The sequence below is a fragment of the Candidatus Woesearchaeota archaeon genome, assembly GCA_018675335.1.
Taxonomy (GTDB): domain Archaea; phylum Nanobdellota; class Nanobdellia; order Woesearchaeales; family UBA11576; genus JABJCP01.
Window position 1 is genome coordinate 509,107 of the sequence record JABGYH010000007.1, and the last position, 14,464, is coordinate 523,570.

The 14,464-nt window shown below is 29.9% G+C and carries 16 protein-coding genes and 1 pseudogene; 11 read left to right on the plus strand and 6 right to left on the minus strand.

The window, feature by feature from the left end:
• Positions 1-91: 91 nt before the first annotated feature.
• The 4 genes and pseudogenes from HN587_06620 to HN587_06635 all read left to right on the plus strand — a co-directional run bounded on the left by HN587_06620 (position 92) and on the right by HN587_06635 (position 3,391).
• A complete protein-coding gene (locus HN587_06620) occupies positions 92-349 on the plus strand; it encodes a hypothetical protein (GenBank protein ID MBT7903509.1) in 258 nt (85 codons plus the stop codon).
• Positions 350-496: 147 nt separating this feature from the next.
• Positions 497-1,462, plus strand: coding sequence for a DNA repair and recombination protein RadA (gene radA, locus HN587_06625; protein MBT7903510.1), 966 nt, complete (start codon positions 497-499; stop codon positions 1,460-1,462).
• A gap of 141 nt (positions 1,463-1,603) precedes the next feature.
• Positions 1,604-1,840: pseudogene (locus HN587_06630) on the plus strand (TRAM domain-containing protein).
• A gap of 810 nt (positions 1,841-2,650) precedes the next feature.
• Positions 2,651-3,391: a hypothetical protein gene (locus HN587_06635; GenBank protein MBT7903511.1), complete on the plus strand. Its 741-nt coding sequence runs from the start codon at positions 2,651-2,653 to the stop codon at positions 3,389-3,391.
• A gap of 74 nt (positions 3,392-3,465) precedes the next feature.
• Here HN587_06635 and HN587_06640 read toward each other — a convergent pair whose 3' ends face one another.
• A complete protein-coding gene (locus tag HN587_06640) occupies positions 3,466-3,819 on the minus strand; it encodes a hypothetical protein (GenBank protein MBT7903512.1) in 354 nt (117 codons plus the stop codon).
• A 201-nt stretch (positions 3,820-4,020) separates the two neighbouring features.
• Between HN587_06640 and HN587_06645 the strand changes: the two genes are divergently transcribed.
• Positions 4,021-5,100: a tyrosine--tRNA ligase gene (locus tag HN587_06645; protein MBT7903513.1), complete on the plus strand. Its 1,080-nt coding sequence runs from the start codon at positions 4,021-4,023 to the stop codon at positions 5,098-5,100.
• 23 nt (positions 5,101-5,123) lie between these two features.
• Positions 5,124-6,227: an aminopeptidase P family protein gene (locus HN587_06650; GenBank protein ID MBT7903514.1), complete on the plus strand. Its 1,104-nt coding sequence runs from the start codon at positions 5,124-5,126 to the stop codon at positions 6,225-6,227.
• A gap of 46 nt (positions 6,228-6,273) precedes the next feature.
• Here the strand turns inward: HN587_06650 and HN587_06655 are convergent, their stop codons facing one another.
• Positions 6,274-7,332, minus strand: coding sequence for an aminopeptidase (locus tag HN587_06655; GenBank protein MBT7903515.1), 1,059 nt, complete (start codon positions 7,330-7,332; stop codon positions 6,274-6,276).
• Between the two features lie 332 nt (positions 7,333-7,664).
• Between HN587_06655 and HN587_06660 the strand changes: the two genes are divergently transcribed.
• The 3 genes from HN587_06660 to HN587_06670 all read left to right on the plus strand — a co-directional run bounded on the left by HN587_06660 (position 7,665) and on the right by HN587_06670 (position 10,298).
• The gene (locus HN587_06660) at positions 7,665-8,771 is read left to right on the plus strand and encodes an AAA family ATPase (GenBank protein ID MBT7903516.1); all 1,107 of its coding nucleotides are present in this window, start codon (positions 7,665-7,667) and stop codon (positions 8,769-8,771) included.
• Positions 8,772-9,035: 264 nt separating this feature from the next.
• Positions 9,036-9,779: a proliferating cell nuclear antigen (pcna) gene (pcn, locus tag HN587_06665; GenBank protein MBT7903517.1), complete on the plus strand. Its 744-nt coding sequence runs from the start codon at positions 9,036-9,038 to the stop codon at positions 9,777-9,779.
• A gap of 90 nt (positions 9,780-9,869) precedes the next feature.
• Positions 9,870-10,298: an HIT domain-containing protein gene (locus HN587_06670; GenBank protein MBT7903518.1), complete on the plus strand. Its 429-nt coding sequence runs from the start codon at positions 9,870-9,872 to the stop codon at positions 10,296-10,298.
• Positions 10,299-10,378: 80 nt separating this feature from the next.
• Here HN587_06670 and HN587_06675 read toward each other — a convergent pair whose 3' ends face one another.
• Both HN587_06675 and HN587_06680 read right to left on the minus strand, forming a co-directional pair.
• Positions 10,379-10,636, minus strand: coding sequence for a hypothetical protein (locus HN587_06675; protein MBT7903519.1), 258 nt, complete (start codon positions 10,634-10,636; stop codon positions 10,379-10,381).
• Between the two features lie 125 nt (positions 10,637-10,761).
• Entirely contained in the window at positions 10,762-11,964 is a 1,203-nt protein-coding gene (locus HN587_06680; protein MBT7903520.1) for a hypothetical protein, read from the minus strand.
• A gap of 188 nt (positions 11,965-12,152) precedes the next feature.
• On the opposite strand from HN587_06680, the gene HN587_06685 reads away from it, so the two are divergent.
• Positions 12,153-12,611, plus strand: coding sequence for a hypothetical protein (locus HN587_06685; protein MBT7903521.1), 459 nt, complete (start codon positions 12,153-12,155; stop codon positions 12,609-12,611).
• Between the two features lie 31 nt (positions 12,612-12,642).
• On the opposite strand, the gene HN587_06690 is transcribed toward HN587_06685, so the two are convergent.
• Together HN587_06690 and HN587_06695 are read right to left on the minus strand one after the other, a co-directional pair.
• Positions 12,643-13,062, minus strand: a complete 420-nt coding sequence (locus tag HN587_06690; GenBank protein MBT7903522.1) for a divergent PAP2 family protein — start codon at positions 13,060-13,062, stop codon at positions 12,643-12,645.
• A gap of 74 nt (positions 13,063-13,136) precedes the next feature.
• Entirely contained in the window at positions 13,137-13,415 is a 279-nt protein-coding gene (locus HN587_06695; protein MBT7903523.1) for a hypothetical protein, read from the minus strand.
• Positions 13,416-13,646: 231 nt separating this feature from the next.
• On the opposite strand from HN587_06695, the gene HN587_06700 reads away from it, so the two are divergent.
• Complete coding sequence (locus HN587_06700) at positions 13,647-14,405, plus strand: hypothetical protein (GenBank protein ID MBT7903524.1); 759 nt, start codon at positions 13,647-13,649, stop codon at positions 14,403-14,405.
• Positions 14,406-14,464 lie beyond the last annotated feature (59 nt).

Sequence of the window (14,464 nt, forward strand, 5' to 3'; positions counted from 1 at the left end):
TTGTTTGCAACGACCTCCATTTCCTGAGGCCAAAGTTGTCTATAATTTAAGGGAAATTGAAACAAAAAGCGAAAGCAAGGGGGAAAAGAAAATGGAAAAAACAATGCCAGTTAAAGTTTTCAAAGTAGGTGCTATTTCTGCTTCAATTTGGGTTAATAAAATTCAAAAAGATGGAAAAGAATTTGCATATAGTACTATAAGTTTAGAACGCAATTACAAGGATCGAGAAGGTCAGTGGAAAAAAACTAATTCAATGAGACTTAATGATATTCCCAAAGCTACACTTATTTTGAATAAATCGTATGAATATTTAGCAATGGAACATCCAGAATTAGCGCAAATGGCGTAATTTGCAAAAAATAATACTTAATAGATAATACACACAATTTTAAATATATGAGGTGATTAACAAATGGCGAGTAAATCTGAAAAAAATAAAACTGAAGAAATTATGCCTGAAATTGGCGTTGAAGATATTCTTCCAACATCATTAAAAATGGAATCCGAATCAAATAACGAAGTAAAAGAAAAAGAATTTACATTATATGACTTGCCAGGAGTGGGAGCTGCAACTGCTGAAAAACTTAAAGAATCAGGATATGATACTGTGATGTCTATTGCTATAGCATCTCCTGGAAAACTAACTGATGATGTTGGTGTAAGTGAAGGAGTTGCTCGAAAAATGATAAATGCTGCTCGTGATTCTTTAAGCATGGGATTTGTTTCTGGAGATGAGATTTTAAAGAAAAGAGCAAATGTAGTAAAGATTCCTACTAGTAGTGCGATGTTTGATGAATTAATGGGAGGCGGTTTTGAAACATCTGCAATTACTGAAGTTTTTTCAGAATTTGGTGGTGGAAAAACTCAAATTGGTCACATATTATCTGTGAATATTATTAAACAACTTCCTGATGCGTATGTTGTGTATGTAGATACAGAAAATACATTTCGTCCGGAAAGAATTATACAATTAGCAAAGGGCGCAGGAGTTGATCCTTCTGAAGTTTTAAAAAGAATAAAAGTTGCGAAAGCGTATAACTCTGATCATCAAATGTTACTTGTAGAAAAAGTACAAGACTTAATTAATAATGATAATCTTAATGTAAAATTAGTTGTTGTGGATTCGTTAACTTCTCATTTTAGAGCAGAATTTATTGGAAGAGGAACTCTTGCAGAAAGACAGCAGAAATTGAATAAACACATGCATACTCTTGCAAGACTTGCAGATTCAAATAATTTATGTGTTTATGTAACCAATCAAGTTATGTCTAAACCTGATCAATTTTTTGGAGATCCAACTACTGCAATTGGAGGGCATATTGTAGGTCACGCATCTACGTTTAGGATTTATTTAAGAAAAGGTCGTAAAGGTTCGAGAGTTGCAAAACTTGTAGATTCGCCAAATTTGCCTGAAGGGGAAGCTAATTTTATGGTTGTCGAAGAAGGTTTAAAAGACCTTTAAACTCATTTTTTCTTTTATTTTCTTTTTTAAATAATTATTTAGGCTATTTCTTTCTCGATAATTTTAAATACTACTTTACGTTTTAGATTAGTATTGTAGCTTGTCTACAAGATTAAAACTAATTTATAGGTGTTATATAGCATGTATGGGAATAATTACGGTGGAAATAATGATAGGCGTGGAGGATTTCGCGCGCCTGTGGCTCCTGTGAGAGAAGGAGAAGAAGTTGATGTAAGAATTGAAGCAGTTGGAGAAAAAGGCGACGGCGTTGCAAAGAAAAAAGGATTTGTTCTTTTTATTCCTAACGCTCGTGAAGGTGATGAAGTTAGAGTTAAAATCACTAGAGTATTGAAAAAAGTAGGATTTGCTGAAGTTATAGGCCCGGCACAAGGACCGATTGATGAGGATCAACCACCTCAGAGAAGACCTAGAGAAGATAATCGACCTGTTGCTCAACCAGAACCAATGCGTGCATCAGTACCTTCACCTGAAGATACCGAAGATTTCGGAGATGAACCTGAAGAATCTGCACCTGAAGAAGCTGCACCTGAAGAAGCTGCACCTGAAGAATCTGCACCTGAAGAAGCTGCACCTGAAGAAGCTGCACCTGAAGAAATGCCTGCAGAAGTTCCAGTTGCAGAACCAGTTGAAGAAGTAAATTCTGAACCTGCTTTAGAAACTCCAGTTGAAGAAGCACCTGTAACAGAACCTGAAGCTGCACCTGAAGAAGTGCCTGCAGAAGAACCAGTTGCTGAAACTCCAGTTGATGATATGGAAATTCCACCTCCTCCATTAGATGATGAATCTGATGAAGAGAAAAAAGAAGAATAAATTTCTTTTTATTTTTTTATTTCTTATTTTTATTTTTTTTATTTTATTAATCTGGTAGATTTTCTTAACAAAAGTTTTATAAATAATTGAAGCATACTTTATAATATGTTAAATAAAATTGTAATTAAACAATTTGAATTTTTCTTTTTCTTTAGCTTTTGCTAACTTCATAATTTCTAAAATAAGTTTCTTCAAACGCTTGGCTTGAAATCCAAAATAGCATGAAACAAAAATTAGAATTCAAATCAGAACAATAATTGATTCTAGAAAATTCTATGTTGATTTTATTGAATGAATTTTTTTAAAATTAAAATTAAAACATAAAATAGCTTAAGCTATGCAGATTTGGAGGAAAAAATGCAAAATCAAACAATTCAAGGAATAAATTTAAGAGAAGAAAATTTGGAGGGTGCAGGTATTAGTTGTAATGAAATTAGCGACTTAATTCATGAATTAGTTAGCGAGTTAGAAACTCATGATTTGAGTGTTGAATTAGTAACGCCAAAAGAATTGCCAGGAGATCAACAAGATTTGTTAATTGATTTACTTTATGATGTCGCACTTGATTCATTTGGAAGATGGTTACCGTATGAGGCCATAGATGGGAGAACAAGGGAAGCTGATTATGTTCTTTTACTTAAACGAGATGAAAGAGTAATTGGATACGCAGTAAATGAAGTTATGGAACTCGCAGGAAAAACTGTTAATTATTATAACACTATTTTACTTCGACGAGAAATACAACATCAGGGAATTGCAGAACCCTTATTTAAATTAGAACTTGCTTTAGGGCCGTCAGATTATTTATTATCTCGAACACAAAATCCTGCGCTTTATCGAGCAATGGATAGATTATGTTCTCAAACAGGATATAAAATGCACCCTAATGGAGTTGAAGTTCCTGAAGCATTAAAGAAAATAGTTTTAGCATATGATCCTGAAGTTGGAGCTGATCTTGTAAAGAGAGGAGTTTATTTTGGGCGTGCACTGATGTATGATACTCCAAAACCTAAAACTGAAGAAGCACATATTTGGGAAAAATTAGGTGTTGAAAAAGGAGACGCTATAATGCTTGTTGCAGAACGAGTACAAAATTAAATTTAAAATAAGTTCGTTGGATGAATTTATTAAATAATTAAATTATTTTTTTTAGTTTTTTTTTTAGAATTATTTTATTTAACTCTTGAAATATAAAATGCAACATTTTGGTATTTTTGTTCTTTTTCTGAGTCATATCCTGAACTTGATTCAATCAAATCTTTTTTTGATTTCCATCTTGGGCCAAAATATTTGAGCGGAGTGTCGTTTACTAATTCTTGCCAAGAAGAATATGTTTTAATATTTGTAACTCGAACTGTTATTGATTCTTCTAAATTGGGGCGTTTTTTGAATTCAATAATATCTCCAATGCTAATTTTACTTCTTTTTTCATCTAATAAACGTAATTCTACAAGTTTTAAGTCTGCAGCGATTTCATCAAAACAAATTGATTCTAATCTCATTTGGTGTTCAGTTTGTTGAGTCATTTTGGCTTGTGGTATGTATTGATTGTTTTTTAGCTGAGTTTAGTTTTAGGGGGATTATTTAAAAATGTTTTGGGAAATATTCAGAAAGGCATATAAATTAGAATAAATATGAATTTATGAATAATAGTTTTTTTAAATTATGTTTTAATTTATGATTTAATAATATGATAATAATATTTTAATTATAATGGGTGAATAATCATGGAAATTGAAGAAAAAATCAAACTTATCAAAGAAGTTGGAGAAGAAATCATTAATGAAGATGAATTAAGAGAATTACTCCAAAATAAAGAACATCCAATAGCATATGATGGTTTTGAACCTAGCGGGCGAATACATATTGCTCAAGGACTTCTTCGTTCAATAAATGTTAATAAATTAACTAAAGCAGGAATTCATTTTAAATTCTGGGTTGCTGATTGGTTTGCACTTATGAATAATAAAATGGGTGGCGACTTAGAAAAAATTAGAACTGTTGGTGAATATTTCATTGAAGTTTGGAAAGCTTGCGGAATGGATTTAACCCATGTAGAATTTTTATGGGCATCTGAAAATATGGGTCAAGATTATTGGCTAAGAGTAATAAAAATTGGAACATTAAATACTGTTACAAGAATTACTAGATGTTCACAAATTATGGGTCGAAATGAAAAAGATTCATTAAGTGCTGCGCAAATATTTTATCCTTGCATGCAATGTTCTGACATTTTCCATCTAGATGCAGACATAACTCAATTAGGGATGGATCAAAGAAAAGTAAATGTACTTGCTCGCGAAGTAGCACCAAAATTAGGACATAAAAAACCTGTGGTTATATCTCATCATATGTTAATGGGACTTACTCCTCCTGCAGATCTTGGTTCGGACGTGAGTGGCGCTGATGCAAGTATTGCAAAAAAGATGTCGAAATCAAATCCGGATTCTGCAATTTTTATGACTGATACTTTTGATGAAATAAAAAGAAAATTTAAAAAAGCATATTGTCCAGAAGGAGAAGTTAAGGATAATCCAGTATTAGAATATTGTAAATATATTATTTTTGAAAAAATTGAGGAATTTGTTATTGAACGTCCAGAAAAATGGGGGGGAAATATGCAATTTAATTCATATGCTGATTTAGAAGCTGCATTTGTAAAAAAAGAATTACATCCAATGGATTTGAAAACTGCAGCAGCAAAATATATTGATTCATTAATTGATCCAGTAAGAAAACATTTTGAAACTGATGAGAAGGCAAAACAGCTTCTTGAGAAAGTTGAAAGTTATATTGTTACTAGGTAAATATTATATGGTGAATAATTAAAATGAAATCATTAAAAGAAAAAATAAATCAATTTCAGAAGTATTTATGTGCTGAAGGTATTAAGTATTCTCTGTTTATTAATATGGATGATGACAAATTTGATCCTAATTTTTTTTATTTAAGTGGTTTTAGGGGCTATGGATTATTAGTTGTAGGTCAAAAAGGTAAATTGAAATTATACGTAAATTCGATGGAATATTTGCGTGCAAAGAAATCATATCCTTGGGTTTCGGTTGTTAAATGTTCCAATAGTTTAATTAAACAAATAAAAAAAGATTTTAAAATTGGGAAGCGAGACAAACTAGGAGTTGATTTGAGTGCTTTAACTTGTGTTGCTTTAAATAAATTAAAACAAGCAGTTACTTGTGAGTTTCGAGATGTTTCAACTGCACTAGTTTGTTTAAGAAAAACTAAAACTTCACAAGAAATTATTAAAATTAAAAAAGCATGTAAAATAACAGATGAAATTATGCAATCTATGTTTTGGAATTTTAAAAAATTTAAAACTGAAACTGATGTTGAAGCATTTTTGGTGAGTTGTGCGATTTCTCGAGGAGTAGAATTATCTTTTAAACCAATAGTTATGGCTGGAAAACAAGGGATGCCGCATTTTAAAGCGCGAAATGTTAAACTTTGCAAAGGATTTTTAGTAATTGATTTTGGAATTAGAGTTGATGGCTATTGTTCTGATATGACTAGAACAATTTATTTGGGAACTCCATTAGTTAAGGAAGTTGAACTTTATTATTTAATTTTGAATACGCAACAAAAATCAATTGAATCAGTTTCTAAAGGAATTCATTTTTTAGAACTTCATGAAAATGCAGCATCTTTTTTAGGCAAATATTCAAATAAATTTATTCATGGTTTAGGGCATGGTGTGGGAATACAAATTCATGAAGCACCTCATGTAAAACCAAAAAAAGGAATTGATCCTAAAAATGCTTTAGGTGACATGTTGGAAAAAGGAGACATAATTACCATTGAACCTGGAATTTATGCTCCTGGAAAATATTCAATAAGAATAGAAGATACAATACTAGTTACAGAAAACGGTTGTGAAATTTTAACGAAAACTGGGAAAAACTTATTGATAATCAAATAAAAATAAATTTAAAAATATTTTTTTAATTATGATTTTTTTTTTAAAATTAAAATTTTCCATTCTTCTGAAATAGTTTACCGTCGAGATAAATTTCTCCTTGTTCGCGCATATCTTTAATCATATCCCAATGAAGCATTGATTTATTTGTTCCATTTGCATCTTCAAAAGACATACCCAAAGCAAGATGAATTGTTCCGCCAATTTTTTCATCAAATAATATTTGTTTAGTAAATTGAGTAATTCCAAAATTTAGTCCAATTCCAAATTCTCCAAGATATTTCGCACCGCTATCGATATTAATCATTTTTGTAAGCAATGTTTGATTTTTGGTCGCTGTAGCTTTGATTACTTTTCCGTCTTTGAATTCTAATTTAATTCCTTCTACTTCTTTTCCTTCATAAATTGCAGGAAATGAATATTCAATAAAACCTTGAGTAGTTTTTTCTAAAGGGCATACATAAACTTCTCCATCAGGCATATTACATTGGCCATAACACATAACTGCTGGACGATCTTTTATTGAAAAAGAAATATCAGTATTTTTTCCAATAATTCTGACTTGTTTTGCACTATCCAGGCGTTGTTTAATCTTTTTTTGAAGAACTTTCATTTTATTCCAATCAACATTAACTGCTGAAAAAACAAAATCTTCATATTCTTCTAACGACATTTCTGCATCTTGAGCGAGTGCATTAGTTGGAAATTTAGTAAGGACCCAATCATTTTTTAACCAAATCTTTTTTATTGGGAAAAATGATTTTCTAAATTTTGATAACGTATCATTTGAAATATTTGAAAACTCACGAGTATTATATTCTCCACCAATGCGAATAATTTTATTTGTTTCTTTCGCTTCTAATAAATCAACTTTTGAAGTCTTTGTTAGTGCAGTCTCTCCCGCATATTTAAGAAATGTATGTTGAAAATTAGGCAAATTGGGTTTTAGTCTAACTATTGCTTTGTTTTTTAATGCAAGTTTGTAACATTCTAGTGCAAGTGGGCTTGCATTCGAATCAAAAATAATCAAAACATTATCATTTTTTTTAATTCTTGTAGAATAATTAACAAGAATATCTGCAAATTGTTTAATTCTTGGATCGGTCATATTAATTTGGAGTTTGTTAAAATATATAAATGTTATTTACTTAATTTCCTTTTTTTGATTTTGTTTATTCAGGAGTATTTATGTGCTTTTATTTATTTAATCTTATTTATTCAGGATTATTTATTTGATTTTATTTGTTAATGAATATTTTCTTGAATGATTTATTTGGATTATGGGTTTAAATGGATGAAGTTATATTTGTGGATGGTGCCTCCACATAATTTAAAAACACAAGGTTTAAATATTACTGAGCAGAAATTAAGACGATGGCAACAAAAAAACAAACAATAAAATCCCGTCAAATAAAAGATGAAGCAGTAATACAAGCTTTGATGGGAGGTTATACTGAAAGTTCATTATTAGAGCGAGAAAATAAATTGCTAAAAGAAACAGTTAACCATCTAAAAAAAGAATTAGATAGGTATCAACACCCTCCACTATTAGTTGCTGAAGTTCGTGATTTGATGGGTGATAATGCAGTTTTAAAATTAAATAATGGAAATGAGTTCTATGTATCTGTAAATTCAAATTTAAAAGATTTAACGTCTGGTGATGCAGTGTTAGTTGAACAAAAAAATCTTACCATTGTAAAAAAAATTCCAGTTACTAAATCATTCAATGTAGAAAAATTTGTGATTGTTGAAAAACCAAACATAAGTTGGTCAAAAATTGGCGGGTTAGAACAACAAAGAAATGAATTACAAGAAGTAGTTGAATTACCTTTGAAAAAACCTGAATTATTTAAAAAAGTAGGAATTCAACCTCCTAAAGGAATATTATTATATGGTCCTCCTGGAACTGGAAAAACATTACTTGCAAAAGCCGTAGCATCCAGTACTGATTCAAACTTTATTGAAGTTGTAGGAAGTGAACTTGTACAAAAATTTATTGGAGAAGGTGCAAAATTAATTAAAGAAATATTTCAATTGGCTAGAGATAAAGCTCCTTCAATTATTTTTATTGATGAAATTGACGCACTTGCTTCTAGAAGAATTGATATTGGAACTAGTGGGGAGAGAGAAGTTCAAAGAACATTTATGCAACTTCTTGCAGAAATTGATGGATTCAAACCATTAGGTGATGTAAAAATTATTGGTTGTACCAATCGAAAAGATATTTTAGATCTTGCAATAACTAGGCCAGGTAGGTTTGATAGATTAATTGAAGTACCACTTCCTAACGCTGAAGGTGTTGAACAAATATTTAAAATTCATACAAAAAATATGACTCTTGACTCTAAAATTAAATTAAAAGAACTTAATAAAAAATTAGTAGGATATAGTGGTGCGGAAATAAAAGCAGTTTGTACTGAAGCAGGATATTTTGCAATTCGTGCTAATAGAACAAAGATATTAGCAAAAGATTTTGATGAAGCACTTATTAAAGTTCAACGTGAAGAAGAACTTGAGGGTGACGACTATATGAAAATGTTTGGTTAAGGTTGTCGTAATATTTTATTTTTTTTTACTTCTTTTATTATTTCTTTGATTGATAATATCTTGTTTGATTGTTGGAATTCTATCAAAATCATTTATAAACCTTTTTTAAATCAATTTATGTATTTTTAAACCCGTATTTTATAACTTCAAAAGATTTAAATAAATGGTAAAATTCTTTAAAATAGAAAAAACCTAAAATATAGGATTAATAGATGATTTAGATTATTTTAATCAAGTTTCAAACATAAAACGGGGGTTTACCACATGAAATTAAGTTTAGCTGAACCAAACTATCTAAAAGATAGCGTATCAATTATTTCTGAGCTTGTAAATGAAGCATCATTCAAATTCACACCAAATTCAATAGAACTTATTGCTATGGATCCTGCAAATGTCGCAATGGTCATATTTAAGTTATTGAGCAGTGCATTTGTTGAATACAAGGTAGAAAAAGAAACAGATATTGCTATTAATTTGAACAATCTTAAACAAATTTTAAGAAGAGCAAAATCTAGTGATACATTAGATTTAGAAATTGAAGAAAGTAAATTAAAAATTACTCTAAGAGGAAAAAGTACTAGAAAATTCTTCTTACCAATTATTGACTTAGAAGAAAAAGAACAAAGAATTCCTGACCTAAATTTTCCTGTCGAAATTGTAACTCAAACAAATATACTAAATGATGCAATTGAAGATGTAGATGTTGTTGCAGAAAGCGTAAGTTTCATGGCCGAAAATAATACATTTATTGTAAAAGCAGAAGGAGATTTAAGTAAAGCACAAATTGAAATTCCAGGAGATGAAGCTACTCGTATTAATGTAACATCTGATGATAAAATAAAAGCAAAATATTCTATTGAATATTTGAAAAAAATGATTAATGCATCAAAACTTGCAGATACAGTAACAATTCGGTTTAATAAAGATTATCCGTTAAAACTCGATTATGTAAGTATTGATAAAATTTTCATAAGTTTTATTTTAGCTCCAAGAGTTGAGAACGAATAAACATTTAATTTTAAATAATTTATTTTTTTATATTGTTTTTTCTTTTTGTATCTATTTTAAAATTTTTAATATTTGGTTTAAGGTTGAAACATGAATATCTCAGATGATTTATTACTTGTGAAAGATCAATCATTTAGACTTATTTGTGAAAATGAATATGCAATTTGTTTTCACGATTTTAAGGCAATTCATTTTGGACATTGCGTCGTGATGCTTAAACGACGAGTTAAACATCTTTTTGAACTTAATATGCATGAAAGTAAAGCTTTTTTTGAACTCATTGAAAAAGCAAGTGAGTTGGTAGCTAAGGCAACTGGTAAAAATGTGATTGTTTTGAAAAATATGGGCGAGTTCATATCCCATAAAGAACAGGTTCATTTTCATATTCTTCCTTCTGATTACAAATTTGGCGATATGTATTTCACAATGCACGTTGTAAAAAAAATTGAAAAAAGAGATCGAAAGTTATGGACAAAAGAAGAATTGACAAAAGTTTCCGAAAAAATTAGAAATGTCTAAAATCGTTAAGCATATTTAATTTGGTCTTGGTGAGTTGTTACTTGCATATTTTGTTTTGTTTTTTAATTTTGACATTGTTTTTATTCGTCTACTTTTTGTTCTAGGTTTGATTTTTGCACAGGTTCAAATTGATGTTGTGCTTTTATGGACCCATAAAAATATCCTCCTGCAAATGCTAAAAGTGTAAGTCCTATTGTTGTAGGAGTGTATTCAGTATTAAATAATCCATATGCTGATGCACAAATACCTCCCGCAGCAACATATCCTACTGCGACATCTGTGATTGTCATATGCCTTTCTTTAGTTCTATTTATTTCATATTGGTTTTTTTTCTTCATAATTTTTCCTTGTGATAATTTATTAATAAAAAGAATAAGCTAGCACAAGTTTAATTAATTGAGTGTACGCATTTATTGTTAAATGTAAACTTTATTTTGTTAGAATTATTGTGGTTTTATCGAATTTAACTTCTAGAACCAACGCCTGTGGAACCTTGATAATGACTTTTTAATTCGTCAGATCCATATGATCTTAAAACGGGTTGGTCATATTTATGAATGAGTCCTAACCCTATTGGAGTTCCTTTCTTAACCATTAATGGGAACTTTCGTCTTACTGGATGAGCAGTCACAAATCCTTGATAACCGGGATCAACCCAACCCGCACAAGCAGTATGATGATCAACAAAAATCATTGAAGGATCAGGTCTAGTCTGAGGTCCGATTTTAGGATCATATCTATGAACAAACGGAATTTGGTGAAGAATTTGAATTCCAACATCCCCTGAAAGATCAAATTTAGGATGAATTTGACACACTGAAAATAAATTAGTTGTATTAATTAATTCAGGAGTTGTGGCTATTTTTTTGTATAAAACATCTGAAGCGGGTTTATTTTCAGTATCTATTGGACCAATATTTTCGTTAAATCTAAGAATATGATCTCCAACAGTTAATAAAATATATGGGCCATACATTTCAAAATCTGTTGTACAAACAGTTCTTGCTATTTCTTCTGCTTCTTTTGGATCAGTAACTACATATCCATCTGCTAATTCTTCGGTTTTAGGATAAAAAAATAATTGACCAAATTTAGACTGACCATAAAGAATTATTGAATTGGGATTATTGTTTCGTAAAGAAACAAATGGGCCTTCATCTGATTGTTGTAACATCATGCTATCAAGAGTTAAACCTAATCTTCCTCTACTACTTCTAAGATCTAATTGGACACTAAACTCTCTTGGATCGAAATCAATTGATTCGTGAAAGTATAATTCCGCATAACAACCTGGCGGAAGAGTTATTGGGATATCTTTTTGATTTGGGAGTATAACTGCAAACTCATCTGTAGGTTCTGCATCAATTATGTGTAAAGGTAACATTTTACAATCTTCCCATGAATCTCCCATTGATTGTCTCGTTGTTTGATCTAAGTATTCTCTAACACCTAAGCTTAAATGGGTTTTAGCCATTGCTTCACCATCAAAAACTTTAACTTTTCCAATTCGCACATCTAATGAAGCAGGTTGGATTTGATCAGTAGTTGGAGTTGGAGTTATTTTGATTTTTCTAGATTTAATTGCTGCAATTAGACCTCTATCGCTAAGTAAATATTGAGCTAGTATTGCTGGAACTGGATCATTAGGTAAAATGGGTGTAATCATATGATTGGAAATGGAAGTGGTATTTATAAAAATTATTGGTGTTTGGTTATTATTATAGTTTAGTTTGATTAGCATATTTTTTTGAAGTTTTGTTTAAATTTTTGATTTAAATTGATTTTATTTGGTTTAAAAAAGAAATATTTAAATTTGATAAAAAAATAATCCAAAAAAAGAGGTGTGAAACTGGTATGAATCCTACAGATTATTTATCGCAATGGTTGAAAAGATATCTTAAAAATAGAGATATCGTGTTTCATAAAATACAAACCATAGAAGAAAAAGAAGGCTTCGTTTTAGTAGAAGAAAAAACTAAAAAAATAGTATATTATATTGAACCGTTCATCAAATCATTAAAAGAACTTTTGTTAAAACTAGAATCAGATTCAACAGAACATAAAGGGCTTGTTTTTTACAATACTACTCCAAACTTTAAAGAATTATTGAAACATTGGGATGAAATTTCTAAAATAAAAAATTTAGTTGTGTATTTTGTAAATCCATTTTCTCGTCTTGAAAAAAAATGGATGTTATTTCCAAAAACTCATGCGCTAATAAGTGGGGATGATGTTCACGAAGGGCTTAATTCCTTATTTTTAACAGTAGAAGAAACAACTGAAGACGAACTTACAAAAATAATAACTGAATAAAATAAATCAAAAATTATTTCTATTTTTTTGTTTAAATAAGTAGTTTGAATAAAATTGGAATTAATAATCCTAATATTATTCCGACGAGAACTTGAGATTTAGTATGTCCTGCAATCACATTAATTTTATCTGTTTTTACTAATTTATTAACTCTTTTAATCAAATCATCAACAGTATGTCTAACGCCCAGAGCATCTCTAATAACTACGATTGAAAATACTAATGAAACAAAAAAAAGTGGTGCGTTAATTGAATCAAATAATGCTACGCTCATTGTTAGCGCAGTAACTGAAGCGGAATGAGATGAAGGCATACCTCCAGTTTTATACCAGGAATGCCAAGATAATTTTTTAGATTTATAGCTATCATAAATGAACTTAACTAAATGGCATATAAGAAAAGTAATTGCGGTTGCAAGAACTATTTTACTTGAAAAAAATTCTGATAACATAAAGAATCACTCCACCTCTTTTTTAAAAATTTAATAAATTTGAATTAAAAAATATTTTGAAAATTTAGACAACCCTATTCTGCGATGTCTTCATCATCAGGACCATAGTTAGGAACTGCAGCTTTGCTGATAATCATGATGTCACCTATAGATTTAACTAATTGGTGTGGAACAATAACTCCTTTAGCAGAACCTAAAACTCTAGCTAAAAAACTGCTTTTTGTAGCTTTAACTCTCCAACCAGCAACTTTAGTTTTAGTAAGAATTGCTTCTTCAATATCACCAAAATAATCTCCAGCATCAGTAAAAACTTTCATTTCATACGCTTCAGTGATTTTATGCATTTTTAACATTAGTAACCCCTCCTTTGGCAGTTTTTAATAAACGTAAGCAGAGATCTGTATGTAGACTCTGTTTTGTGCCATATTATTATCAAAACCTATTAATAATTGATATTTATTAATTAATAAATAAATCAAATATATTTATAAATTTTATCATTATCTATTTATATATAAGTTTGTGGTTTATTAACTACTCCAATAATTATTGGAAAATTATATTGTTAAAAAAATTGGATAAAAATGAAATATAAAAATCTCACCCTAATAGGGACAAGTCACGTATCTGCACAAAGTGTTGCTGAAATAAAGCACACAATTGAGAAAGTAAAACCTGAAGCAGTAGCAGTAGAATTAGATGTTAATAGATTACAAGCGCTCATGACTGAACAAAAAAGTAAGTTAAGTATTAGAGATATATTACAGATTGGTTTAAAAGGATATTTATTTGCGAAAATTGGTGGTTGGGTACAACAAAAAATTGGTCAAATAGTTCGTGTAAAGCCTGGAAGTGATATGAGAATTGCAGTCATAACTGCGGATAAAGAAAAATCAAAAATTTATTTAATAGATCAACATATACAAATCACTCTTAAAAATTTATCAAAACGTCTTACTTGGAGAGAACGAGGGCGAATGGTTGTTGATGTTTTTCGCGCAATGATTTATCGTGAAAAAGAACTTGCGAAATGGGGAATAAAAAATTGGGATTTAACAACCGTTCCTGACAAACATGTTATTAGCAAAATGATTAATCAAGTGAAAAAAAGATATCCAAATATTTATGGAGTTTTAATTGATGATCGAAATAAAATTATGGCAAAAAGACTAGTAAAAATAATGAAGCAACATGACGGAATAGTAGTGGGAGTTGTTGGTGCAGGACATGAAGAAGGAATGATGAAAGAGATGAAGCGCATTTGGAATTCTGTTGAGGTTGTAAAAACTAAAAACTCTAAAAAAACTGAGACTACTCATAAAATAAATATTTCTTCAAAATAGGAAATAACTAATATTTTACTTTTTTTTTAGAAAACTATTTAAAAACTGATTTCTGTAAT

Bases quoted from the DNA above. Each gene is read 5' to 3' on its own strand.
- HN587_06620 (MBT7903509.1), top strand. From the start codon at position 92: ATGGAAAAAACAATGCCAGTTAAAGTTTTCAAAGTAGGTGCTATTTCT.
- radA (MBT7903510.1), top strand. From the start codon at position 497: ATGGAATCCGAATCAAATAACGAAGTAAAAGAAAAAGAATTTACATTA.
- HN587_06635 (MBT7903511.1), top strand. From the start codon at position 2,651: ATGCAAAATCAAACAATTCAAGGAATAAATTTAAGAGAAGAAAATTTG.
- HN587_06640 (MBT7903512.1), bottom strand. From the start codon at position 3,819: ATGACTCAACAAACTGAACACCAAATGAGATTAGAATCAATTTGTTTT.
- HN587_06645 (MBT7903513.1), top strand. From the start codon at position 4,021: ATGGAAATTGAAGAAAAAATCAAACTTATCAAAGAAGTTGGAGAAGAA.
- HN587_06650 (MBT7903514.1), top strand. From the start codon at position 5,124: ATGAAATCATTAAAAGAAAAAATAAATCAATTTCAGAAGTATTTATGT.
- HN587_06655 (MBT7903515.1), bottom strand. From the start codon at position 7,332: ATGACCGATCCAAGAATTAAACAATTTGCAGATATTCTTGTTAATTAT.
- HN587_06660 (MBT7903516.1), top strand. From the start codon at position 7,665: ATGGGAGGTTATACTGAAAGTTCATTATTAGAGCGAGAAAATAAATTG.
- pcn (MBT7903517.1), top strand. From the start codon at position 9,036: ATGAAATTAAGTTTAGCTGAACCAAACTATCTAAAAGATAGCGTATCA.
- HN587_06670 (MBT7903518.1), top strand. From the start codon at position 9,870: ATGAATATCTCAGATGATTTATTACTTGTGAAAGATCAATCATTTAGA.
- HN587_06675 (MBT7903519.1), bottom strand. From the start codon at position 10,636: ATGAAGAAAAAAAACCAATATGAAATAAATAGAACTAAAGAAAGGCAT.
- HN587_06680 (MBT7903520.1), bottom strand. From the start codon at position 11,964: ATGATTACACCCATTTTACCTAATGATCCAGTTCCAGCAATACTAGCT.
- HN587_06685 (MBT7903521.1), top strand. From the start codon at position 12,153: ATGAATCCTACAGATTATTTATCGCAATGGTTGAAAAGATATCTTAAA.
- HN587_06690 (MBT7903522.1), bottom strand. From the start codon at position 13,062: ATGTTATCAGAATTTTTTTCAAGTAAAATAGTTCTTGCAACCGCAATT.
- HN587_06695 (MBT7903523.1), bottom strand. From the start codon at position 13,415: ATGTTAAAAATGCATAAAATCACTGAAGCGTATGAAATGAAAGTTTTT.
- HN587_06700 (MBT7903524.1), top strand. From the start codon at position 13,647: ATGAAATATAAAAATCTCACCCTAATAGGGACAAGTCACGTATCTGCA.